This window comes from Pedobacter superstes (genome assembly GCF_037622515.1).
In the GTDB taxonomy this organism is placed as follows: domain Bacteria; phylum Bacteroidota; class Bacteroidia; order Sphingobacteriales; family Sphingobacteriaceae; genus Paradesertivirga; species Paradesertivirga superstes.
On the sequence record NZ_JBBJCN010000001.1, the window covers coordinates 119,747 to 140,182 of the forward strand.

At 38.4% G+C, this 20,436-nt stretch carries 24 protein-coding genes; 9 read left to right on the plus strand and 15 right to left on the minus strand.

Translation table 11 applies throughout. From position 1 onward, the window contains the following. The first annotated feature begins 37 nt into the window (after positions 1 to 37). Together WG906_RS00625 and WG906_RS00630 are read left to right on the plus strand one after the other, a co-directional pair. Positions 38 to 634, plus strand: a complete 597-nt coding sequence (locus WG906_RS00625; RefSeq protein WP_339990575.1) for a GDSL-type esterase/lipase family protein — start codon at positions 38 to 40, stop codon at positions 632 to 634. 23 nt (positions 635 to 657) lie between these two features. Continuing rightward, positions 658 to 1,383: an esterase family protein gene (locus WG906_RS00630; RefSeq protein ID WP_339990576.1), complete on the plus strand. Its 726-nt coding sequence runs from the start codon at positions 658 to 660 to the stop codon at positions 1,381 to 1,383. A gap of 304 nt (positions 1,384 to 1,687) precedes the next feature. On the opposite strand, the gene WG906_RS00635 is transcribed toward WG906_RS00630, so the two are convergent. Next, on the minus strand, positions 1,688 to 2,815 hold the full coding sequence (locus tag WG906_RS00635) for an alpha/beta hydrolase fold domain-containing protein (RefSeq protein WP_339990577.1): 1,128 nt from the start codon (positions 2,813 to 2,815) through the stop codon (positions 1,688 to 1,690). Positions 2,816 to 2,995: 180 nt separating this feature from the next. On the opposite strand from WG906_RS00635, the gene WG906_RS00640 reads away from it, so the two are divergent. Continuing rightward, complete coding sequence (locus WG906_RS00640; protein ID WP_339990578.1) at positions 2,996 to 3,388, plus strand: response regulator; 393 nt, start codon at positions 2,996 to 2,998, stop codon at positions 3,386 to 3,388. Positions 3,389 to 3,573: 185 nt separating this feature from the next. Continuing rightward, entirely contained in the window at positions 3,574 to 3,804 is a 231-nt protein-coding gene (locus WG906_RS00645; RefSeq protein WP_339990579.1) for a hypothetical protein, read from the plus strand. A gap of 3 nt (positions 3,805 to 3,807) precedes the next feature. On the opposite strand, the gene WG906_RS00650 is transcribed toward WG906_RS00645, so the two are convergent. After that, positions 3,808 to 4,485, minus strand: coding sequence for a pseudouridine synthase (locus WG906_RS00650; RefSeq protein WP_339990580.1), 678 nt, complete (start codon positions 4,483 to 4,485; stop codon positions 3,808 to 3,810). Between the two features lie 98 nt (positions 4,486 to 4,583). Between WG906_RS00650 and WG906_RS00655 the strand changes: the two genes are divergently transcribed. Then, the gene (locus tag WG906_RS00655; RefSeq protein ID WP_339990581.1) at positions 4,584 to 5,576 is read left to right on the plus strand and encodes a Gfo/Idh/MocA family protein; all 993 of its coding nucleotides are present in this window, start codon (positions 4,584 to 4,586) and stop codon (positions 5,574 to 5,576) included. Here the strand turns inward: WG906_RS00655 and WG906_RS00660 are convergent. The 5 genes from WG906_RS00660 to WG906_RS00680 form a co-directional block, all read right to left on the minus strand. Beyond that, positions 5,573 to 6,010 carry an SRPBCC family protein gene (locus WG906_RS00660; RefSeq protein ID WP_339990582.1) on the minus strand — a complete coding sequence of 146 codons (438 nt, stop codon included), beginning with the start codon at positions 6,008 to 6,010 and terminating at the stop codon, positions 5,573 to 5,575. The genes WG906_RS00655 and WG906_RS00660 overlap by 4 nt on opposite strands. 70 nt (positions 6,011 to 6,080) lie before the next feature. Then, positions 6,081 to 6,314: a 4a-hydroxytetrahydrobiopterin dehydratase gene (locus tag WG906_RS00665; RefSeq protein WP_339990583.1), complete on the minus strand. Its 234-nt coding sequence runs from the start codon at positions 6,312 to 6,314 to the stop codon at positions 6,081 to 6,083. Beyond that, positions 6,311 to 6,667 (minus strand): MmcQ/YjbR family DNA-binding protein, encoded by a 357-nt coding sequence (locus WG906_RS00670; RefSeq protein ID WP_339990584.1) that lies wholly within the window; start codon positions 6,665 to 6,667, stop codon positions 6,311 to 6,313. Before WG906_RS00670 ends, WG906_RS00665 begins: the two co-directional genes overlap by 4 nt. Positions 6,668 to 6,791: 124 nt before the next feature. Next, on the minus strand, positions 6,792 to 7,121 hold the full coding sequence (locus WG906_RS00675) for a YtxH domain-containing protein (RefSeq protein ID WP_339990585.1): 330 nt from the start codon (positions 7,119 to 7,121) through the stop codon (positions 6,792 to 6,794). A gap of 121 nt (positions 7,122 to 7,242) precedes the next feature. Next, entirely contained in the window at positions 7,243 to 7,482 is a 240-nt protein-coding gene (locus WG906_RS00680) for a hypothetical protein (RefSeq protein WP_339990586.1), read from the minus strand. Between the two features lie 76 nt (positions 7,483 to 7,558). Here WG906_RS00680 and WG906_RS00685 point away from each other — a divergent pair, with 76 nt between their 5' ends. The 3 genes from WG906_RS00685 to WG906_RS00695 all read left to right on the plus strand — a co-directional run bounded on the left by WG906_RS00685 (position 7,559) and on the right by WG906_RS00695 (position 10,758). Then, a complete protein-coding gene (locus WG906_RS00685) occupies positions 7,559 to 8,143 on the plus strand; it encodes an HPP family protein (protein WP_339990587.1) in 585 nt (194 codons plus the stop codon). 352 nt (positions 8,144 to 8,495) lie between these two features. Continuing rightward, complete coding sequence (locus WG906_RS00690; RefSeq protein ID WP_339990588.1) at positions 8,496 to 9,056, plus strand: glucosaminidase domain-containing protein; 561 nt, start codon at positions 8,496 to 8,498, stop codon at positions 9,054 to 9,056. Positions 9,057 to 9,252: 196 nt separating this feature from the next. Then, a complete protein-coding gene (locus tag WG906_RS00695; RefSeq protein WP_339990589.1) occupies positions 9,253 to 10,758 on the plus strand; it encodes a trypsin-like peptidase domain-containing protein in 1,506 nt (501 codons plus the stop codon). Positions 10,759 to 10,847: 89 nt separating this feature from the next. Here WG906_RS00695 and WG906_RS00700 read toward each other — a convergent pair whose 3' ends face one another. The 3 genes from WG906_RS00700 to WG906_RS00710 are packed head-to-tail and all read right to left on the minus strand — an operon-like array spanning position 10,848 to position 13,400. Continuing rightward, a complete protein-coding gene (locus WG906_RS00700) occupies positions 10,848 to 11,819 on the minus strand; it encodes an MlaD family protein (protein ID WP_339990590.1) in 972 nt (323 codons plus the stop codon). 5 nt (positions 11,820 to 11,824) lie between these two features. After that, entirely contained in the window at positions 11,825 to 12,592 is a 768-nt protein-coding gene (locus WG906_RS00705; protein WP_339990591.1) for an ABC transporter ATP-binding protein, read from the minus strand. A 1-nt stretch (position 12,593) separates the two neighbouring features. Next, on the minus strand, positions 12,594 to 13,400 hold the full coding sequence (locus tag WG906_RS00710; protein ID WP_339990592.1) for an MlaE family ABC transporter permease: 807 nt from the start codon (positions 13,398 to 13,400) through the stop codon (positions 12,594 to 12,596). A gap of 353 nt (positions 13,401 to 13,753) precedes the next feature. Here WG906_RS00710 and WG906_RS00715 point away from each other — a divergent pair, with 353 nt between their 5' ends. Continuing rightward, positions 13,754 to 14,140 carry an iron chaperone gene (locus WG906_RS00715; protein WP_339990593.1) on the plus strand — a complete coding sequence of 129 codons (387 nt, stop codon included), beginning with the start codon at positions 13,754 to 13,756 and terminating at the stop codon, positions 14,138 to 14,140. A 13-nt stretch (positions 14,141 to 14,153) separates the two neighbouring features. Here WG906_RS00715 and WG906_RS00720 read toward each other — a convergent pair whose 3' ends face one another. The 5 genes from WG906_RS00720 to WG906_RS00740 form a co-directional block, all read right to left on the minus strand. Beyond that, positions 14,154 to 14,822 (minus strand): DUF6629 family protein, encoded by a 669-nt coding sequence (locus WG906_RS00720; protein WP_339990594.1) that lies wholly within the window; start codon positions 14,820 to 14,822, stop codon positions 14,154 to 14,156. A 223-nt stretch (positions 14,823 to 15,045) separates the two neighbouring features. Further along, on the minus strand, positions 15,046 to 16,230 hold the full coding sequence (locus WG906_RS00725; protein WP_339990595.1) for an aminotransferase-like domain-containing protein: 1,185 nt from the start codon (positions 16,228 to 16,230) through the stop codon (positions 15,046 to 15,048). Between the two features lie 433 nt (positions 16,231 to 16,663). Continuing rightward, positions 16,664 to 17,521 (minus strand): alpha/beta fold hydrolase, encoded by an 858-nt coding sequence (locus tag WG906_RS00730; protein ID WP_339990596.1) that lies wholly within the window; start codon positions 17,519 to 17,521, stop codon positions 16,664 to 16,666. 234 nt (positions 17,522 to 17,755) lie between these two features. Further along, the gene (locus WG906_RS00735) at positions 17,756 to 19,906 is read right to left on the minus strand and encodes a xanthine dehydrogenase family protein molybdopterin-binding subunit (RefSeq protein ID WP_339990597.1); all 2,151 of its coding nucleotides are present in this window, start codon (positions 19,904 to 19,906) and stop codon (positions 17,756 to 17,758) included. 2 nt (positions 19,907 to 19,908) lie between these two features. Beyond that, positions 19,909 to 20,367, minus strand: a complete 459-nt coding sequence (locus tag WG906_RS00740; protein ID WP_339990598.1) for a (2Fe-2S)-binding protein — start codon at positions 20,365 to 20,367, stop codon at positions 19,909 to 19,911. Positions 20,368 to 20,436: the final 69 nt, after the last annotated feature.

Genomic DNA, 20,436 nt, shown 5'->3' on the forward strand with positions numbered 1-20,436 from the left:
ATAAAATAGTTTATATTGTAAATAGTTTACAAAAATCATGATTTGGTACGAAGAAGAAATTAAACACCTTGAAAAACAGGGAAAAAATCTGAAATACCGTCCGGAGATGGCTTTTTACGGCAGCTCCACAATCAGATTATGGGAAACATTATATGAGGATTTCCAACCTTACAAACCTGTCAACCTGGGTTTTGGAGGCTCTACGCTTGCGTCATGCGTATGGTTTTTTGATCGGGTCTTCGCATCTTATCATCCTACTTCAATAATAATTTATGCCGGTGATAATGACCTTGGAGACGGAAGACATCCTGAGGAAGTGTTTATATATTTCCAGCAGCTGGTTGCTAAAATACAAGATCGTTATGGCGATATCCCGTGCTATTTCATTTCTATAAAACCTAGTTTTACCAGATGGAATATCATTGAAAGTTTAAAGTTCACCAACTTTCTAATCGAAAGTGAAATTACTAAAATGCATAATAACTGGAAGTATATCAACATTTTCCACAAAATGATTGATAAAAACGGTTATCCTAAAAAAGAATATCTTGATCACGATGATTTGCATTTAAACGCAGCAGGTTTTGAATTATGGAAGCAAATAATCCTGTCAAAAATTTCAGATCATAATTAAGTAGTACAGGTAGAAGATACCCGATGAACAGAGAATATCACAAATGGTATAGTCCTGCTCTTGAAAAAGACATGGAGCTTTTGGTTTTCGGCCATAGTGGAGCAACTGTACTATTTTTCCCTCCACGTACCGGTCGTTTTTACGAATATGAAGACTGGCATTTAATTGAAACGCTTGAACATAAGATTGAACAGGGTTTTTTACAGGTTTACTGCGTTGACAGTATAGATGCAGAAAGCTTTTATAATGAATACACTTTCCCCGATCAAAAAATGGCCAGGCATCTTCAGTACGAGCGATACATATTAAACGAAGTATTACCGTTAATACATTATAAAAATCCATGGTCATTTATGATAGCCGCCGGATGTAGCTTAGGGGCCTATCATGCTGTAAACTTTTCATTTAAATATCCTCAATATTTCAATAAAGTGGTGGCGATGAGCGGCAGGTATGATTTAACAAAAAAGCTGAGCTATTATAATGATTTACTGGAAGGTTACTGGGATGAAACTATTTACTTTAATATGCCCTCGCAGTACATTAACAATATTTCCGAACACGATTTATTGGCGTTAAGCAGGCTTGAAATCGTATTGGCGGTTGGTAATGATGACCCATTTTATGAAAACAATAAATCGCTAAGCGAAGAATTATCGGCTAAAGGTATAAACAACCGGCTTTTTGTCTGGAACGGAGTGGCTCATAACGCTAAATCCTGGAGAAAAATGCTCGATATTTATCTATAAAATAATTAAATGAATCCATCGAATCGCAGAACTAATGTACCCTATCCCTTGTAATCAGGTAAACTCTCCCCTCAGGGGATATGTTGCATCGCGTAAATCTCCCAGGGGATTTTCAAGCCATCTGTAAAATCTTCACATTTAATCCTCCTCTTCAAACTATTGACCCTGAGCTTGTTTTGAGCTCCTACATGAACTGTTTAATAATGCAGAAAAAGCAAAAAAAAGCAAAAACAATCCCGAATCAATAAAGTTATATTCAACTGTTTGAAACCGGCTACATATTTAACCCTCCTCTGAAGCCTATTCAATTTATTGTAACACTGTTTAAAAAGCTGAATACAGCAAAGGTAGACAACTGGCCACCGGGCCCGTTTATCGTATAATCAAAGCCATGAGTTGCCCAGGGAATTGATAGAAAATAATTTTTAACACCTTTTTCATTTAATTTACGCTGCAATCGTAAACTATGTTCGTAGGCCACCAAAACATCATTTTCACCATGAATTATTAATGTTGGAACAGAGGCCGCAGATACATAGTTAAGCGGAGAGCTGGCTGCATAATTATCAGGCACATCATGATATGTTCCTCCCAGATAATCTTCCATGACTTTCCGTGAATTCATTACCAGGGGGCTCGAGGGCACAGAATATCCCCAAACCATATCAGCAGGCCCATAAAAATCAATCACACCTTTTATTTCAGGTATTTTTAAAGTATATGCGGCTAATAAAGCGATTTGAGCTCCTGCAGACCTGCCCAATAAGACAAAATTTCCACTATCAATTTTAAGTTTATCAGCATGGTCTTTAAGATAACGGATTGCGGCCTTCACGTCATCAACTGGCAATGGGTTTTGATAGTCGGGTGCAAGTCGATAATTTATTGCAGCTACATGATAGCCCGAGGTGGCCAGGTAAGAATTCAATTCCGGCAATTGCTTATTATCCCCGCTTTTCCATGAACCTCCATGTATCACTATTACACATGGACGTTTACCAGCGTCCCTGGCCGGATAAAAGTCCAGCGTCAGAATTTTATCGGGATAGGCTATATAGGAAAGCTTTTTTGAAGGGATACTTGTATTATTAATACTGGTAAACATTCCTAAGAGATTAAACGGCGCTTTGTCCGTTTGCATATTGGTGCCGAACTCAGCGTAAATACCGGTTCTAAGATCTTTAGAAATAAAATATGCTTTTAGAACAGGACTCAAATACAGTATTAGCGCAATCACCCCTGTAATCGTACCAGCGAAACTATATCTATTGACCCCAAACCCAGAAAATAAAATAAGAATAGTAAAGCAGCAGAATAGCAATGAAAACTCTGTAACTGTAATTGCAATAAGCCATAAATGATAGGTTGGCGCTTTAAAAAGTGTCAGTAAAGAGAAAAAAAAGAGAATTATTAAAATAACTAATCTATACATATAAATGATGCTCCTCTATCAACAAGGAGATGATTCAAAAGTACAGCAAATAGGCAAAAAACATCTCTTAAAACAATAATTACACTTTTATAAATTGAAAATTTTAATTAAAAAAATAAGCCTTGAAAAGAAGAATGTTCGGAAAAAACAATATTCTATAAACTTTGTAATAGTGTTGTTATGAGTATATTTCCAGCAAAGGACCTACAAAAAAAGATAGTTTTAGTAGAAGATGAAGACGACGTCCGAGAAAGCATTAAAATACTTCTATTAGATGCGGGGTATGAGGTAAAAGACGCGCCTGATGCAGTAAATATTTTTGATATTTTAAAAGATTTTGAGCCTGATGTGATTCTGCTAGATCTATTTTTGGAACATGCCGATGGTAAAGAGATTTGCAAATCAATAAAACAAAATCCTTTGACCAGTCATATCCCGGTAATTGTGATATCAGGTTCTGCAGACATCTATAATACCATTATTGAATGTGGAGCAAATGATGTGGTATCAAAGCCATTTATTCCTGCAACATTATTAAGACGGATTGAAAGACAATTAATTAATGCAAGCTAGTTCAAAATGTTAGCAGATTCCCCCGCATTTAATCAGCATCCTATTCCACATTTCAATACACTAATAATCAGATGATTAACTTTAAAAACATTGATAAAACTGCATAATCAATGAACAACAGAGCTAATTTTATGTTATAACATATAAATTGGTTCAGCAATTTTTCTGATACATTATTATATACAATGGAATTATTAATAACATTAGAAATCGACAATCGTATTCAAAATATAAATGTAAAGCCTGCCCTTTACATGGATCTTCCGATTTGGGAGGTCAGTATGGATGATAAAATACACATTCTTAGAAAAACTGAGCACGGATGGGACCAGGGATCTGATGGAGGCCTCAAGGAAGATTTATTAAAAAAAATAGGTGAGGCAATAGACTGCTCCCCTGTTAAAGACGCCGGATAGAAATCACCATTTCATTAAGTCCATGACTCTCTTAAATTCATCGTTTAATTGTGCTTTGATCGTGATGTCTTTTTCGGTTAAGGGATGTTTAAATGAAAGTTCAGAAGCATGAAGTAGCATGGTAGTCATCTCCCATTTTTCTTTAAATAATTTATTTTGTTTATTGCAGCCATGGGGTCTGTCGCCAATAATAGGATGATTAACGTGGGCAAAATGTTTTCTTAACTGGTGCATACGACCAGTTTGAGGAGTGGCTTCGACCAGTGAATACCGTGAGGTTTGATGCGCACCTAAGGCAAGGCCGATTTCTGCCCTTTTCAACGTGCGGTATGAAGTGAAAGCTTCCTGTAAAACGCCATTCTCTTTCCTTAACGGATAATCAATATCCTCATTATCGGGTGTAAACCCGCGAACAATCGCCAGGTACTTTTTGGAAACTAAATTCTCCGCAAATAACTGATGCATTAAAATCTCCGCCTCCTTATTAAGAGCAAACAGTAAAATCCCTCCTGTCTTTCTGTCGAGTCTGTGCACCGGGTTAACCCAATGGTTTATTTGATCCCGTAACATTTGCAGAGCAAATTCCTGAGCATCCATGGCAATTGGCGAACGATGAACTAATAAACCATGAGGTTTATTGATTGCTATTAAGTTCTCATCGCGGAATAAAATTTCTAACATGAAGATTAAAAGGAACGAAGGTAAGCAAAACATAATAGCCACCTTTAAACTTAGTTGATGTTAGGACAATTTATTTTAAGTTTGAATTTCTGAAGATTATGAAAAAAATAAGATGGGGTATTCTTAGTACAGCCAAAATAGGACTGGAAAAAGTAATTCCGGCTATGCAAGCTGGTAAGAATTGTGAGATAACAGCTATCGCATCAAGAAATCCGGAATTCGCCAGGGCGGCCGCAGAACAATTAAATATCGAAAAGGCTTTTGGCTCTTACGAAGAACTACTTAGTGACCCGGCCATTGATGCGGTTTATATCCCTCTCCCCAATCACTTGCATGTACCCTGGACACTGAAAGCTTTAAAAGCCGGCAAACATGTGTTGTGTGAAAAACCCATTGCACTTAGTGCCGCCGAAGCTCAGCAATTACTTGATGCCACCAGGCAATATCCTCATTTAAAAGTGATGGAGGCCTTTATGTATCGTTTTCATCCACAGTGGCTGTTTGTTAAGAAATTGGTAGATGATGGAACTATTGGTTCTGTGCGTGCAATTCAGGCATTTTTCTCCTATTATAATACTGATTCCAATAATATTCGAAACAAAAAGGAACTGGGGGGAGGTAGCTTAATGGATATCGGATGTTATTGCATTTCTCAATCACGGTTTATTTTAGGCAAGGAACCGGTTTCTGTATTAGGTAATATTGAATATGATCCTCAAATGGAAATTGACTTTCTGGCATCCGCTATAATGGATTTCGGCATATGCAAATCTGTATTCACCTGTTCAACACAATTAACACCATCCCAAAGCTTCAGGATTTATGGCACCGAAGGAATAATTGAGATAGAAATTCCTGTAAATATTCCGCCTAATGAAAAGAGCCGGATTTGGTTACAGCGCAACCATAACAAAGAAGAGATATTATTTGAACCGTATAATCAGTATACTCTTCAGGCTGAGATATTTTCGAAGGCTATTTTGGATTACACTAATGTGCCAACCCCACTGGAAGATGGCGTAAATAACATGAAGGTTATCGAGGCCATAAAAAAAAGTAATGAAACAGGACAATCGGTTAAGATAATTTAGGAAGCGGATCCATCTTCGAGCATTTTTTTCATACCGGACAGAACCATATTCCAATTCTGTTTCATATGCTCGACCTGTTCTTCGTTTTCAATATTATCCTGAGTAATTGTTACCAGAGACCCGTTATTTTGCGGTTCTATTTCATATATAACATTAGCATAGTTTTCCGGCTTATCTTCTTTATTACTCATAGAGCTTAAATAAGTGGTATGCAACAACTTATCCGGTATCATTTTTACAATTTTTCCTTTATCCTGATAGGATTTTCCTTCCCATTCTCCGGAATAGGTAATACTGCTCCCTTCCCTCCAATCAGAAACTGTATTGGTTCCAAATAAGTACTGCTTAATCAGTTTGGGATCGGTTAAGGCTTGCCATACATTATGTACCGGCGCATGAATAGTGGTGCTTGTCTTAGCAACTAATTTTTTCATTCCATTTACTTTTAAAAAAATACAATATCCAAGCAGAAAAGGTTTCCCCTAAAATTTACCAGATAGAACATTATAACAAGGCATCAATAATTTTAGCCAGGTCTTTATCCTTTTGTGTGACGGTATTCCCGGCGCTATGGGTACTTAACTTTATACTAACCTTATTGTACACATTAGACCATTCCGGATGATGATCCATTTTTTCTGCAGCCAAAGCGACTTTAGTCATAAAAGCCCAGGCGTCTGAAAAATTTTTGAATTCAAATTCCCTAACCAGCTGATCATTTTTTTCTTTCCAATTCATAAGCATAAATTTAATTCCTCTTTAACTTTTTTCGATAAACCTTTGCAGACTAAATCATAAGAATGATCTATCATGCCGGTTAACTGTATATCACTTAAACGACCTGTCATACTAACAGTGTTCCAATGTATTTTACTCATATGATATCCCGGAACGATTTCTTCAAATTCTTCCCTCAAAGCTATTGCTCTTTCCGGATTGCATTTGGCATTAAAGCTTACCGGATTTTGCAAATTAGTTAGCAGAAACATCTTACCTCCTACCTTAAAAACAAGTGTATCTGTGTCAAAAGGAAAGGATTCTGTCACTCCTTTTTTATTAAGGCAATATTCACGAAGTTTTTCAATATCCATTAAACAATTAAAATCAGGTCAAAAATATTGGGAAACCTTTCAGAAAAGCTTCTTCTTTACTGAATCCATTAAACAAGAAAGTCCGCTAAAATGCGGACTTTCTTGTTTAAAATCTAGAATCTGATTAAACCGCGGTTTCTGTTTCTACAGAACCATTTACTTTAGTACGGACAGTATCAACTGCCTGATTTTTTAAATCATTAAGCTTGTCGATGCCTACTCGTGCTTTCTCGCGTACTGTACCACTTAATTCACCAACAGAATCGGCAATAGTACTTCTTGTTTGAGAACCTGCTGATGGAGCAAACAGAATACCCAAAATTCCTCCTACGGCTAAGCCAATAACCGCAGCTGCAAGAAGCTTACCCGTATCGTCGCTATGGCGCGAGTTTCTATGTGTAACATCTTTAAATAATGATTCTGCATCCTGTAATAATTCCTTGTAATTTTTCATAGCATTTTATTTTTGTGATGAATAAAGTATTGTGATAATTGAAAGTGTATGTGCTAATTCATTTGATATTTTACTTAACAGCCTAAATAAAGAATAGTTCTTAAAAATCTTAAATCATTTATTAATTAAAGGACTGCCTGAAAGCAACCAGAACATCCAGAAATATTTGTTTGTCTAAATCGACATGGGCAGGCCTGTCCGGCAAAAGAGGTTTGCTGTTTTTATATTTAACCGGAAAAAGTTTTATAAATTCCTTCTGGGATAATTCATCAGCTAACCATGAATATTTATTATAAATATCAATCAATCGCATTTCAAATAATCTTCCCCTGAACGGATCATGATTCATCTCAAATTTCATTTTGTAAAACTAATAACAGAAATAAATTCTAAAGAGTTTGTTAACAAATCGTAAATGGATTTTATTTTTGCAGCGGATGAGAAAACGATTAAAGAGACACGCCAGGAGAGCACGCTATATTTTTTACAAAGAAACATTAATAGATTTTAAAGAGCATTTCTGGACTTTCACCGGTTCATTTTTTGGTATTGGACTTATCGGCATTCTGAATACCTTTCAATGGAGCTCATCTGATAATCTGTTCCTGATAGGTTCTTTTGGAGCATCGTCAGTACTAATTTATGGAATGATCAACAGTCCGCTTGCCCAACCAAGAAATCTTGTAGGAGGACATATTATTTCCGCAATAATCGGTGTTACCATACATAAATTAATACCTAACGAGCTATGGTTATCTTCTGCTTTAGCGGTGTCTATTTCTATAGTGCTGATGCAAATAACCAAAACACTTCATCCTCCCGGAGGCGCCACAGCACTGATTGCAAACATCGGCTCGGCGAAAATTCAGAACCTGAGTTATATGTATGTGCTTAATCCGGTTTTAAGCGGGGTTATTATCCTGCTGATAATTGCTTTAATTTTCAACAACATAACCAGTCATAGAAATTATCCCGCTAATAAAGACTGGTTTCGGGTATGGAAGAGATATAAGAAGCCATGAGCTCTATTTACCATTGACCCGTAATAGCCTAAATTCCAGACACTTTGTAATTGTTTTGTCTTTTTTGGACTAAAAAGCATGCATAGAAAATAACATAAATCCTATTTCCCGCACAGTTTCCAAAGCATTCAGAAATCCGCTTTAGAGTACGCTGAGCATAAAAAAACAGGTTAAAAACGTAGGAGTTGCCCTCTTCTGAAAAGTGACCTATCGATAAAAATCCTCATAAGCCGTCCTGTTTTTTATTGAAATAAATAAAAATCCAGCCCGTTTAAGTCTTCAAACAATCAAATCAGACATATTGTATGCCGCAATATATTTGAAAATTTAAAGGATTTATTAAAAAAAACTTATGAAAAAATTTGAAGGTCTAAAAAAAGTCAACAGAAAAAAATTCTTTTACTATGCTTTAATCATTTCCATAAGCTATGGCATCGGTCATTATTTCTCTCCTGTTTCGGGGGTTAATGCTACAGAAGTAAATTCAAAAAAATTGAAAACTGAGGAATTTTCTGAAGAAGCTTTACTTTCATTTATGAGAGAATTAAGAATTAAGTATCCTGAGACTGTACTTGCGCAAGCAAGACTTGAAACCGGAAACTTTACATCAGATATCTTTAAAGAAAATCACAATTTGTTCGGAATGAAGGTTGCTGGCAAAAGACCTACTTCAGCTATTGGAGTACACAGAGGACACGCACAATATCGCGACTGGAAAGATTCGGTAGTTGATTATGCTTTATTTCAAAGTTATATTATAGCAAAACTGCCTAAAAACAATAGTGACGAATATAGAAATTACATTCAAAAGTTCTATTCAGAAACCTCTGATTATTTAACCAGAATAGACAGAACGATAGAGTTTGATAAATCAAAGATCGCTTTGGCTTACCAAATGAATAGCATTTTTTAAAAATATTATATCTTAAAAATAATAATGCCCGATAGCAAAATATCGGGCATTATTATTTTATAAACCTGTCAATTATCCTTGCAGATCACTGAATATCAACAGAGTACCAAAAAAGCTATCCCACCTACCATTAAAAAAAACTTTTCATCTTCTTATTTACTTTCATTATTAAAGACAATAACTTAATAATGAAGTCATGAAGAACACCGTCTTAATGCTTGCCACTGCGATGGTTTCAGCCGCAGTTTCTATTGGCGGATACAGGTATCTGGATAATAGTGAAAGGACTCCAGACCCTCTCCTCCCAGAACAAAACCTAAGCAACAAAATTAGTTTGATAAACTACAGCTCCGAAATGGCCTCGGCTCCCGCACCAGATTTCGTGCAGGCAGCTGCTTCAGTAACACCAGCAGTGGTTCATATAAAAACCACTTATGCCTCATCGAACGGCTCTCAAAACACTCTGGAAGAATTATTCGGCTCTCCACGGTCAAATACACCGGTCAGGGCATCCGGTTCGGGGGTTTTAATCTCAGCAGACGGCTATATTGTCACAAACAATCATGTCGTTGAAAATGCTTCTGCAATCGAGGTGGTGTTACCAGACAGAAGATCATTTACCGGGAGACTTATAGGCCGGGATCCGAGTACAGATCTTGCCCTAATAAAAGTAGAAGCCAGTAGCTTACCCGTTATCGCGCTAGGGAATTCTGACCAGGTTCAGGTGGGGGAATGGGTTCTTGCTGTGGGATATCCGTTATCGCTAAACTCTACTGTTACAGCCGGTATTATTAGCGCGAAAGGACGGAGCATCGGAATTTTGGATCAGCCGCGTCAGGGTAATCCTGCAGGAACGCCGGGTGCCAGTAATGCGATCGAATCCTTTATTCAAACTGATGCGGCAATAAATCCGGGCAACAGCGGGGGAGCTTTAGTAAATTCTACAGGACAGCTAATTGGAATAAACGCAGCCATTGCCTCTCAAACAGGAAGTTATGCAGGTTATGGCTTTGCAATTCCAATTAACCTGGCCCGCAAAATAATTAACGACCTTCGAAGCTTTGGAGAAGTCAGGCGAGGTTATCTTGGCGTTAGTTTTCCAGCTCCCGCCACAGAAGATGAATTATTACGCAAGCAGGGAATAAACCCCGGAGCAGTCAAGGGGGTTTACATTACTGCGGTTCAGAGTGGTAGTGCGGCAGCAGTAGCGGGATTAAAAGAAGGTGATATAATTCAAAGCATCGATGGCATAAGAGTTACCTCCTCTGCTGAATTTTCAGAGCGTATCGCCAGGCATCGGCCAGGTGATAAAGTGGATCTTTCTTATTTCAGAAATGGACGAACATCCAATACCAGCGTAACATTGAAAGGATTGGAGGCTACGGAAACAATCGCCAGAAATACTACAGGATCATCATTGCGCAGCAAACTTGGCGCTAGCTTTTCACCTTTACCCAACTCAGCAAAGCAATATTATAGTTTAAAATCAGGATTGGTGATAACTTCGGTAGAAAGAGATAGTTTTTTTGAACGATACGGTTTATCAAGAAACACCATAATTACCCAGGTTAACGGACGGCCAGTAAACAGCATAAATGATCTGGATGCTGCCCTGGCTACTTCTAAAAGCGGTATTGCCAGAATTGAAGGTATTACTCCGGATGGTATGCGTTTCTTACTTAACTTCCCATTAGGTGCCTAAATGCAAAAACCACCATCAGCCGTTTCGGGAGATGGTGGTTTTTATTATCAATTAATCTATCGATGGTCATTCAAGAACCAAACATATTTTTACTCGGCCGATACCTTTTCCTTCTTTTTGAAATATCCTCTGAGGAGGAAATTACTTTGCAAGGCCTTTAAATTTTCATCCAATTTCTGACTGCTTCCTTCAAGGTTTTGCATAATGCGCTTTAATTGCTCAGCAGTTTGCTGATCATTTAACAACATACCGGCTGCGTTGTCATTCTGGCTTAATTTTCCAGATGCTTTGTTAAGGTTTTCAGTTAATTCGGATGCAGATGCCGCTGCCTTTTGAAACTCATTTACTGAAGCCTGGAGCCTTGAAAATATTACTGTATCTGTAAGCATTTTGTTAGTTAAGCCACCTTTAGCGTTTAACGTTTGTCCAAATCTATTTAGTTCGGAAGCCATTTTATTAGCGGCAACTGTAGTGTTTTGCAGATTCGAAACAATGCTTTTAAAATTAAGTGCCAGTTCTTCATCCGATAATAAGGCTCCTGCAGCACCCTTCCCGGAAACAAGGTTGGATGACAGCGTTTTAAAATCTGTTGTTATGTCAACAAGGTTCCTGTTATTCACCTGCAGGGTTTTCATTATTTCGTCGGTGGATAAGGTTTTATTAACCCGGATTCTATCCCCCTCCTCGATAAAAGGAAATTTGGGGTTCCCCCCGGTAATCACAATAATTTTATTTCCAATTAATCCATCAGAACTAATACTCGCAGAGGCGTCTTTGTGAATATATTGATGAGCCTGTTCTTCAATATTCATAAATACCTGAACCTGCGAATTTCCATAAAACTGAATCTTCTTTATAGTTCCAATCTTAACGCCCGAGAACCATACGTTATCTCCTGATTTAAGCCCCTGAATATCATCAAAGACCACATTTACGGAGAAACTTTTTATAAAAGCTTTTTTCTGACTTCCAAGGGTAAAAACGCCTACAACAAAAATCACTAAACCTATAAGTATAAATATTCCTACCGTTATTTTTCGGCGGTTGTCTGTTACTTGCATAATAATTAATCAATAAAATTATAATCGTGAAAAGGCTTAACACGCTCATCGCTGGTATCAAAAACCTCATCAAATGTACCTTGACGTTCAAACTTACCCTCGAGCAACATGGCCATGCGGTTGCCCACCATTTTAGCACAGGTTAAATCGTGGGTAATTACAATAGAACTGGTGTGAAATCGCTCCTGCACTTCATTAATCAAATTATTAATTTCAATACAGGTGATTGGGTCCAATCCGGCAGTTGGTTCATCATATAGCATAATCTCGGGCTGCAAAATGAGAGTTCTGGCAATACCTATCCGTTTTCTTTGTCCGCCGGAAAGCTCCGATGGCATTTGATGTAAAGTTTGCAACAAACCAACAGCATCCAAAATCTCTTCAACAGTATGATTTATTTCCTTTCTTGTTAGCTTTCGCTGATTCCGTACCAGAGGAAATTCCAGATTCTCGCGAACAGTCATACTATCATAAAGGGCGCTGTTTTGAAAAGAAAACCCAACTTTCAAGCGTAATTCGAGCAGCTCTTTATAACTGATCGAATCAACATGCTTACCCAGAACCATTACCTCTCCGCTATCAGGTTTTAACAGACCTACAATGATTTTTATCAATACCGATTTGCCACTCCCCGACTTGCCCAAAACCACCAGGTTTTCTCCTTTATATAAATCGAGATCAACATCTTTTAACACATCGAGCGTCCCAAAGGATTTATTTAATCCTTTGATTTCAATTACCCGTTTTTTTGCAATATCCTCCCTTTGTTGCATATTATCTGAATAAAGAGAAAAACTGTACAGAGATTACTTCCTCTAAAAAAATCAGGAACATCCCGATAACCACCGCAGAGTTGGCTGCCTTACCCACTCCTTCTGTTCCTTTGGAGGAATTATATCCCTGATAGCACCCAACTATGCCAATGGTAAAGCCAAAAATAATTGCCTTAATAGTTGACGCCGTAATATCTAAAAACGTAATAGATTCCAATGAAGATTGAAAGAAGGCTTTAGCGCTGGTGCCTTCGCTTAAAGACACATTTAACAGGGCCCCGAACATCCCCACCAATGCTGTATAAAATGTCAGAATTGGAATTGTGATAGTCGAAGCTAATACCCTAGTAGATACCAGAAACTTGAACGGATTTGTTGCTGATACTTCCATCGCATCAATCTGTTCGGTTACCCGCATAGAACCCAGCTCTGCGCCGATACTTGAGCCTACCTTACCCGCAGCAATTAAGGCGGTTAATAAAGGCGCAAGTGTTCGCAGTAAAGCAATAGCCACTAAAGAGGGTAACCATGACGTTGCACCAAATTCTGCCAGAGATGGCCTTGATTGTTTTGTAAAAACCATGCCGGTAATTAAACCGGTGGTCGATATCAGCAACAATGATCTGTAACCTATATTATAGCATTGATTGATCAGCTCCCTGCCTTCATAAGGGGGTAAAAAACCTTCTTTAAAAAACCTTACTACAAATTGACCCACATCATAAAGAGTTAAAAACATCCGGCTAAGCTTACCAGGTTTTTTAACTTCATTCAGAGTGGCCGCCAATTCCTCACCTTTTTGTTTCATTAATTTTGTGCATGCTAAACGAGCCTAATATATGATACTTTGAAAGTATCAACCAATTAAAGAGTTAAATGTTAGACAGAATCAACAATCTTGGTTTTTTCCACCTCTTTAAAAGAAATGCGAAGCTATTAATTGTTAAGTAGTTTTTCATAGGTAAGATAAAATTGAATGAAGATTAGACCGTTCTTTGACGAAACAAAATAAAAACTCTGCCGTCCGTGTGATTTCACATGTTGGACCAGAGCACGAACCAATGAGTAAGTGAGGTATTTAACCTTAAAAATTCAGGTAAATCAATATTGACTGCTATTTAGTATATTAATAGCAGTCAAGCTTTGTAAACGAACACTGACATGATAACATCAGAAACAAATGATATCGACAAGTATATTTCCGGATTTCCGGCTGAAACTCAAATTCTTTTAAAACAGCTGAGGGCAACTATTAAAAGTTCTGCTCCCGAGGCCGAGGAAGTTATAAGTTACGCCATTCCAACATTTAAATTAAAAGGGAATCTGGTTCACTTTGCGGGCTACAAAAACCATATTGGGTTTTATCCGGGATCCTCCGGTATAGAGAAGTTCAAGCAGAAACTATCTGTATACAAGTCGGCGAAAGGGTCTGTTCAATTTCCGATTAGCGAACCGCTTCCAATTGAATTGATCAAAGAAATAGTAAAATTCAGGATGAAGGAAAATGAGGCAAAGGAACAAGAAAAACAAATGAAAAAAGGCCAATAAAGACCATACGTTTCTATAGGGACACCTTTAAGCTCCTGAAATAATTCGCCCTCAACTCTTTTATAATATAAAATACAATCAGACTTATAATGGCGGCAAAGTAACACCAAACAGAAACAAGATATCTGGAGAAAAACAATTTGGTTACCACTAAAGAAATTATAATGATCATACCCAGAACGTTCATTTTTTTAATACCGGATATAAAAGGAGGGACAACTGTTGGAAGTAAGTAAACCACAGAAGCTACCAGGCCTTTCTGATGAGGAAAATAACTATAATAAACGATATGATGCGAACTGATGCTCGCTTTAACAGAATAAAACAAAAGACTATACGTCACGTAGATTGAAACCGCTGCTCCGATTCCCAGGAGTATTAATAGTATCTTTTTTCTTAGAGGATTTTCTTCAAGAAAATAAATTGATAATGGAACAAGTGAGGGCCAGATAACCTGGGCAAAAAACATGAACACATATGTTGAAGGCTTTTCAAAGGCCGAATAATCAGAATTGGTAAGTGAAAGCCATACAAACCCTTCTGAAAGTTGCTGAATCGAGAACATTAATGGAATGACTGCAAAAGGAACCTGTGCCGCTCTGGATGTTTGTTTTATAGAAGCTACACCTCCGCCAAAAAGGGCTGTACTTGCAATAAAACTGGCACTTGCTGAAAAACACATAAATATCCTCCTTTATTTTAAATACCAGAAAATCCTGAATTTTCTGGTATTTATTTAAGCAACAAACCAAATCTATAGCTTTGGAAATTCAAAGAATCTATAAGCTATATTCTATTCGTTCAGGAAATTTTCTATTCCATTGATAAAGAGAAGGATTACAGTCATTATTAAGGACATTTATGGTCAGCCCGCAACTTGATACTTATCAGTTTACACTTTTGGATCAAATCATGTTCCCCAGCTTTTTTAGTGATTCTACCATGATATCCTCTTCAACATTTGAAAAATTTAAGCGCAAGGTTTGAGTATCCGGGTTCGAGGCATAAAAAGTATCGCCAGGAACAAAGATAATATCTTCTTTCAGCGCCCTCTGCAACAACTTTCTTGAGCTTAAACCCTTCGGCAAGGTAAGCCAGCAAAACATTCCCCCCATCGGCCGGGTACAGCTTACAGAAAAAGGGAAGTTATGATAAATCGCATCGAGCATCACTTTACATTGTTGTTTATACCTTTTTCTGATCCCCTCGATATGATTGTCGAGGTTGTATCTGCTTAAAAATTCATACAAAATGAATTGAGCTAAATTACCTGAATGCAGGTCGGTTGCTTGCTTTAAAATAATTGCTTTTTTAATTATTTCATGATTGGCGACCATCCAACCCAATCTTAATCCGGGGGCGATGATCTTGGAAAATGAGCCTATAAGTATAGTTTGATCTGGCAGATGAGAAAAAACCGGTGCTGATATTTCATCGTTGAAAGCAATTTCTCCATAAGGATCGTCTTCTATAAACAGAGTTCCGTGGCGGGCTAAAATCTCTGCTGTTTTCTTCCGCTTCTCGGCACTATAACTTATGCCTGTTGGGTTTTGAAAATTAGGGATACCATAAAAAAACTTAATATCATTTTTACATAATGTATTTTCAAGTTCATGTGTATTTATCCCATCATTCTCTAAATTCACTTCCATTATATTAGCCTGAAACATTGAAAAGCATTGTAATGCACCCAGATATCCGGGACGTTCCACAATAAGATTATCGCCGGGATTTATAAATAATTTACCAATCAGATCAAGTGCCTGCTGCGATCCGTTAGTGATTAAAATCTGTTCAGGAGATATTTCAAGATTAAAGCGTTGCCTGTATCTGTTCGAGATATATTCCCTTAAGGGAAAGTATCCTTCAGTTGCAGCGTATTGAAGAGCCTGCGTTCCATGGTGTTGAAACACCCTTAGTGCGCATTCCTCGAGCTCTTTTACCGGAAACAAGGATGGGCTGGGTAAACCACCCGCAAATGAAACGATATGAGGGTTGGAAGTTACTTTCAAGATTTCGCGAATAAATGATTGCGGAACATTTTGAACTCTTTGGGAGAAAGGAAATTGATGTGTTTCTGTTCTGTTCATATTGTAATAATCAGGTATAAAAAAAAGCCTCCCGGTTTTGGCGGGAGGCTGATGAATTCAGATTAAAAAAAACTCAAATCAATCTATCCCGACAGGCTGAACCTACCACGACCATCACAGAAATGACTGCAGATAAATTGATATATAGAGTGTTATTTTTCATTCAATATAATTGTCTTTCTAATGGAGATGAAGCTACCATGAACATAGTATTTAAGTTTGTGCCGGGTCTGCTCATAATAATCTCATTATAACTTTCAAACAAAAAAACCCGACCAAAATGGACGGGCTTTTTCAGTATATTTTATATAGAATTCCCGTCAATACAAAAGTACTGTGACCGCAATGACTGAAATTTTATATTGGTTTTGTTTCATGATGAATTCAAATATAGCTGATGAGCTTTAGAATAGCAAATTTTAATGCACGATTTCTAGTGTTGCACAGACGATGTCGTTTTCGCATCTATAAACTCCAGCAAATCCGCATTTAACTGTTCCTTATCTGTAATAAACAAACCATGGGGGGCATCTTCGTAAACAATATATTTAGCTTCACGGATTAAACGGGCTGCCTTATCACCGGTGGCTTCAATGGGAACAATTTTATCGCTATTTCCATGGATCACCAATGCAGGAACATTAATTGTATGCATTTCGGTTCTAAAATCTGTTTCTCCAAAGGCATGAACACATTCTACTGTAGCTATAGGCGAAGCCTGCATGGCCACCGATAAGTTCCAATCAAGCATGGCCTGGCTAACCTGATGACTTATTACACTTACACCGTAAAACATTTTCGAGAAACCTGTTAGAAAAGCCGGGCGATCCTCCTGAATATTCATAATCATTTCATGCAAGGTTTCCTGGGGTACGCCATCAGGATTATCATCGGTTTTTAAGGTGAAAGGAGCGATAGAAGATAGTAAAACTATTTTTGAAACTCTATTTCCACCATGGCGGCTAAAATAACGCACCACCTCTCCTCCTCCCATAGAAAATCCAACCAAAGTTACATTCTGCAAATCCAGTTGATCTAATACAGCCTTTAAGTCATCAGAAAAGGTGTCGTAATCATAGCCGCTAAAGGGTTTATCAGATTTACCAAAACCCCGGCGATCATAGGCAATGCATCGTAAACCCATTTCCGATAAAACGCGCATCTGGTGTTCCCACATCTGATGATCTAAGGGCCAACCATGAATAAAAACTACAGGGTTCCCGGTGCCCCAGTCTTCATAATATAAATTTACATCTGTTCCGTCAGGGTTTTTAGAGTTTATGAAATTCATTTCCGTTAATTAACTTGGATAAGTGCTAGATAATTAACTTCTTAAATGCTGGATTGTTTGTTCTTTCACCCCAATTTAACAGGTTGCAAGGATATTTAAAATTTCGACCAATTAAATAAAGGCGGAAGAATAACCCCGCTAAAAAAATGAATGGAAGATCGGAGAAATAATAAATACTAATCTTCAGAAAACACAATTGTAGTCGCGTTCCCTGCAAAAAATTAAAAGAAGTTTTTAAACCGCTTTTTTACTTTTAAAAATCTCTTGCTGAATAAATGGCTGACTTTTCAATCGTTCTCCTGTTGCTTTAAAAATGGCATTCGCCACCGCGCCACCTGTTGGTGGAAGTGCCGGTTCTCCCAGACCGGTTGGATCAATTCCATTATTTACAAAAAAGGTCTCAATTTCCGGAATCTCTCTCATCCGGATTAAACGGTATTTATTATAGTTACTCTGTTCGGGAGCGCCATCTTTAAAGGTTAAACTGCCATACATCGCATGACCCAAACCGTCAACAATTCCTCCCATAACTTGCTGGCGGGCGCCACTCATGTTAATTACCTCACCACAATCAATAGCTGCATAGATCTTCTGAACAACTGGCTTTCCTGCTTTCATAACCACATCAGCAACCTGAGCAACGTAAGATGCGTGTGAAAAATAAACACTAAAACCTTGTGAAACATTCTTTTTAATTCCCCATCCGGATTTTTCTGAAGCAAGTTTGATAACTCCGATCATACGGTCTATATCATAACGAACGGCACCTGCCGGTGAAGTTTTTGCTTTTTCAAGAAGCTCTAATCTGAACTGAATCGGATCTTTCTTTGCAGCCTCGGCAACTTCATCTAAAAATGCCTGTTCGGCATAACCGAGAAAATTTGTAATGGGTGCTCTCCAGGGAGCTGTAGTTACAGGCGATTTATGCTCTATGGAATCTATCAAAAGATTATCTACTGCTCCCGAAGGGAAATTATTTTCACGGGTAGGGTTTCCGGCATTAATTCCGGCTCCTCTTAGTTTATAGCCAATCATTTTACCCTGATCATCAAGGGCTGCTTCGAAGCGATAACGAACAGCGGGTCGGTAGCTTCCACCCGTCATATCGTCTTCCCGGGTCCAGATTACCTTTACAGGAGCTTTGATCATACTGGAAAGTTCAGCAGCCTCAAGAGCATAATCTGTCATCAGTCTCCGGCCAAAACCTCCACCTAAACGGGTTATTTCTACGGTGATTTTGTCCTCAGGAATACCTAATAATCTCGAAACGCCGGATCTGGCATTTCCAGGAGTTTGTGTAGGCCCGATCAGTTCCACCCCATCTGGCCGCACATGAGCAAAGAAGTTCATCGGTTCCATAGGGTTATGTGGCAGAAAAGGACATTGGTATTCACTTTTTACAATCTTGGCCGCATTTTTAAAAGCAGCATCCACGTCGCCTTCTTTTCTTCTGACCTGCACCTTTGAATCGTTTAACAACAGATCAGCAAATATTTTATCATGGTCGGCAGTACTCTCTAAATTACCATCCTTTTCATAATCAACTTTTAAAAGCTTTCTTGCTTTGTTGACTTGCCAGGTTGATTTCCCAACCACAGCCACATTATTTTTAAAGGTTACCACATCGATAATACCCGGCTGAGCCTTCGCCTCTTTAGCATCTACCGACTTCAATTTCATTCCGAAAGCGGCAGGTCGCTGAATCATGGCAATGAACATACCCTCGCGATAGAAATCCATCCCAAACAAGGGCTTTCCGGTTAAAATATCTTTATTGGCAACGTTTTTCACCGCTGTGCCAATCAGTTTAAAATCTTTGCGGTCTTTTAACTTTACCTCAGCAGGAACAGTAAGTTTTGAGGCATCTTCTGCAAGTTCACCAAAGCTTAACTTGTTCCCTGATTTGGAATGCACTATCATTCCATTGCTCGCTGCACATTCATCAACAGGCACATTCCATCGTTTGGCGCCTGCCTCGATAAGCATTTGCTTTGCGGTCGCTCCTGCCCTTCTGAGCCTTTTCCAGGAATGCGGAATCGCACCGCTTCCGCCTGTAACCTGACGCTCAAATTTTTTGGCATCAAACGCAGCCTGCACAACATTTACCTTTGTCCAGTCGGCCTCAAGCTCCTCTGCCACTACCATCGGAAATGAGGTCATTATATTTTGTCCCAACTCAGGATTAGGAGAGAATATGGTAATAATATTCGTGCTCGAAATAGACAGGTAACTATTAAACTCGGCGTTTCCGGCAGCCAGTGCGGCTTTAGAAATTACGGAAGGAACTTCTGCATTTACACTAAACCAGTCAAATCCGAGCATCAATCCACCACCGGCGGTTGCTGCCATTTTCAGGAAATCACGTCTGCTTGTTGATTTTGCCATGATTATATTTTATTACTAGCCAATGTAACTGCTTCTTTAATCCGATGATATGCTCCACACCGACAGATATTTCCATTCATAGCGGTATCAATCTGATCTGATGTTGGTTTCGGGTTAGTTTTTAAAAATGCCGCCGCCGTCATAATCTGTCCTGCCTGGCAATAACCACACTGTGGCACATCTATTTCATTCCAGGCCTGCTGTACAGGATGATCGCCATTGGCAGACAAGCCTTCAATAGTGACAACTTTTTGTGCACCTATTGCTGCAACAGGCAGTGTACAAGATTTCATAGCCTGGCCATTCACATGAACCGTACAGGCACCACATGCTCCTATTCCGCAACCATATTTGGTTCCCACCAAGCGCAGGTTATCGCGCAAAACCCACAATAAAGGTGTATCCGGTTCCGCATCTGCCTGGTAAGCGCGACCGTTAATCTGAAGCTTGTAAATGGCCATTGAGTAATTATTTTGGTAGCTAAATTAAAGAAAATGGTTCTTTGGTAAACGTAACGAATTCGTTAATGA

What these genes read in the sequence shown, in the direction of transcription:
- WG906_RS00625 (WP_339990575.1), top strand. Translation starts at nt 38, where the DNA reads ATGATTTGGTACGAAGAAGAAATTAAACACCTTGAAAAACAGGGAAAA.
- WG906_RS00630 (WP_339990576.1), top strand. Translation starts at nt 658, where the DNA reads ATGAACAGAGAATATCACAAATGGTATAGTCCTGCTCTTGAAAAAGAC.
- WG906_RS00635 (WP_339990577.1), bottom strand. Translation starts at nt 2,815, where the DNA reads ATGTATAGATTAGTTATTTTAATAATTCTCTTTTTTTTCTCTTTACTG.
- WG906_RS00640 (WP_339990578.1), top strand. Translation starts at nt 2,996, where the DNA reads ATGAGTATATTTCCAGCAAAGGACCTACAAAAAAAGATAGTTTTAGTA.
- WG906_RS00645 (WP_339990579.1), top strand. Translation starts at nt 3,574, where the DNA reads ATGGAATTATTAATAACATTAGAAATCGACAATCGTATTCAAAATATA.
- WG906_RS00650 (WP_339990580.1), bottom strand. Translation starts at nt 4,485, where the DNA reads ATGTTAGAAATTTTATTCCGCGATGAGAACTTAATAGCAATCAATAAA.
- WG906_RS00655 (WP_339990581.1), top strand. Translation starts at nt 4,584, where the DNA reads ATGAAAAAAATAAGATGGGGTATTCTTAGTACAGCCAAAATAGGACTG.
- WG906_RS00660 (WP_339990582.1), bottom strand. Translation starts at nt 6,010, where the DNA reads ATGAAAAAATTAGTTGCTAAGACAAGCACCACTATTCATGCGCCGGTA.
- WG906_RS00665 (WP_339990583.1), bottom strand. Translation starts at nt 6,314, where the DNA reads ATGAATTGGAAAGAAAAAAATGATCAGCTGGTTAGGGAATTTGAATTC.
- WG906_RS00670 (WP_339990584.1), bottom strand. Translation starts at nt 6,667, where the DNA reads ATGGATATTGAAAAACTTCGTGAATATTGCCTTAATAAAAAAGGAGTG.
- WG906_RS00675 (WP_339990585.1), bottom strand. Translation starts at nt 7,121, where the DNA reads ATGAAAAATTACAAGGAATTATTACAGGATGCAGAATCATTATTTAAA.
- WG906_RS00680 (WP_339990586.1), bottom strand. Translation starts at nt 7,482, where the DNA reads ATGAAATTTGAGATGAATCATGATCCGTTCAGGGGAAGATTATTTGAA.
- WG906_RS00685 (WP_339990587.1), top strand. Translation starts at nt 7,559, where the DNA reads ATGAGAAAACGATTAAAGAGACACGCCAGGAGAGCACGCTATATTTTT.
- WG906_RS00690 (WP_339990588.1), top strand. Translation starts at nt 8,496, where the DNA reads ATGAAAAAATTTGAAGGTCTAAAAAAAGTCAACAGAAAAAAATTCTTT.
- WG906_RS00695 (WP_339990589.1), top strand. Translation starts at nt 9,253, where the DNA reads ATGAAGAACACCGTCTTAATGCTTGCCACTGCGATGGTTTCAGCCGCA.
- WG906_RS00700 (WP_339990590.1), bottom strand. Translation starts at nt 11,819, where the DNA reads ATGCAAGTAACAGACAACCGCCGAAAAATAACGGTAGGAATATTTATA.
- WG906_RS00705 (WP_339990591.1), bottom strand. Translation starts at nt 12,592, where the DNA reads ATGCAACAAAGGGAGGATATTGCAAAAAAACGGGTAATTGAAATCAAA.
- WG906_RS00710 (WP_339990592.1), bottom strand. Translation starts at nt 13,400, where the DNA reads ATGAAACAAAAAGGTGAGGAATTGGCGGCCACTCTGAATGAAGTTAAA.
- WG906_RS00715 (WP_339990593.1), top strand. Translation starts at nt 13,754, where the DNA reads ATGATAACATCAGAAACAAATGATATCGACAAGTATATTTCCGGATTT.
- WG906_RS00720 (WP_339990594.1), bottom strand. Translation starts at nt 14,822, where the DNA reads ATGTGTTTTTCAGCAAGTGCCAGTTTTATTGCAAGTACAGCCCTTTTT.
- WG906_RS00725 (WP_339990595.1), bottom strand. Translation starts at nt 16,230, where the DNA reads ATGAACAGAACAGAAACACATCAATTTCCTTTCTCCCAAAGAGTTCAA.
- WG906_RS00730 (WP_339990596.1), bottom strand. Translation starts at nt 17,521, where the DNA reads ATGAATTTCATAAACTCTAAAAACCCTGACGGAACAGATGTAAATTTA.
- WG906_RS00735 (WP_339990597.1), bottom strand. Translation starts at nt 19,906, where the DNA reads ATGGCAAAATCAACAAGCAGACGTGATTTCCTGAAAATGGCAGCAACC.
- WG906_RS00740 (WP_339990598.1), bottom strand. Translation starts at nt 20,367, where the DNA reads ATGGCCATTTACAAGCTTCAGATTAACGGTCGCGCTTACCAGGCAGAT.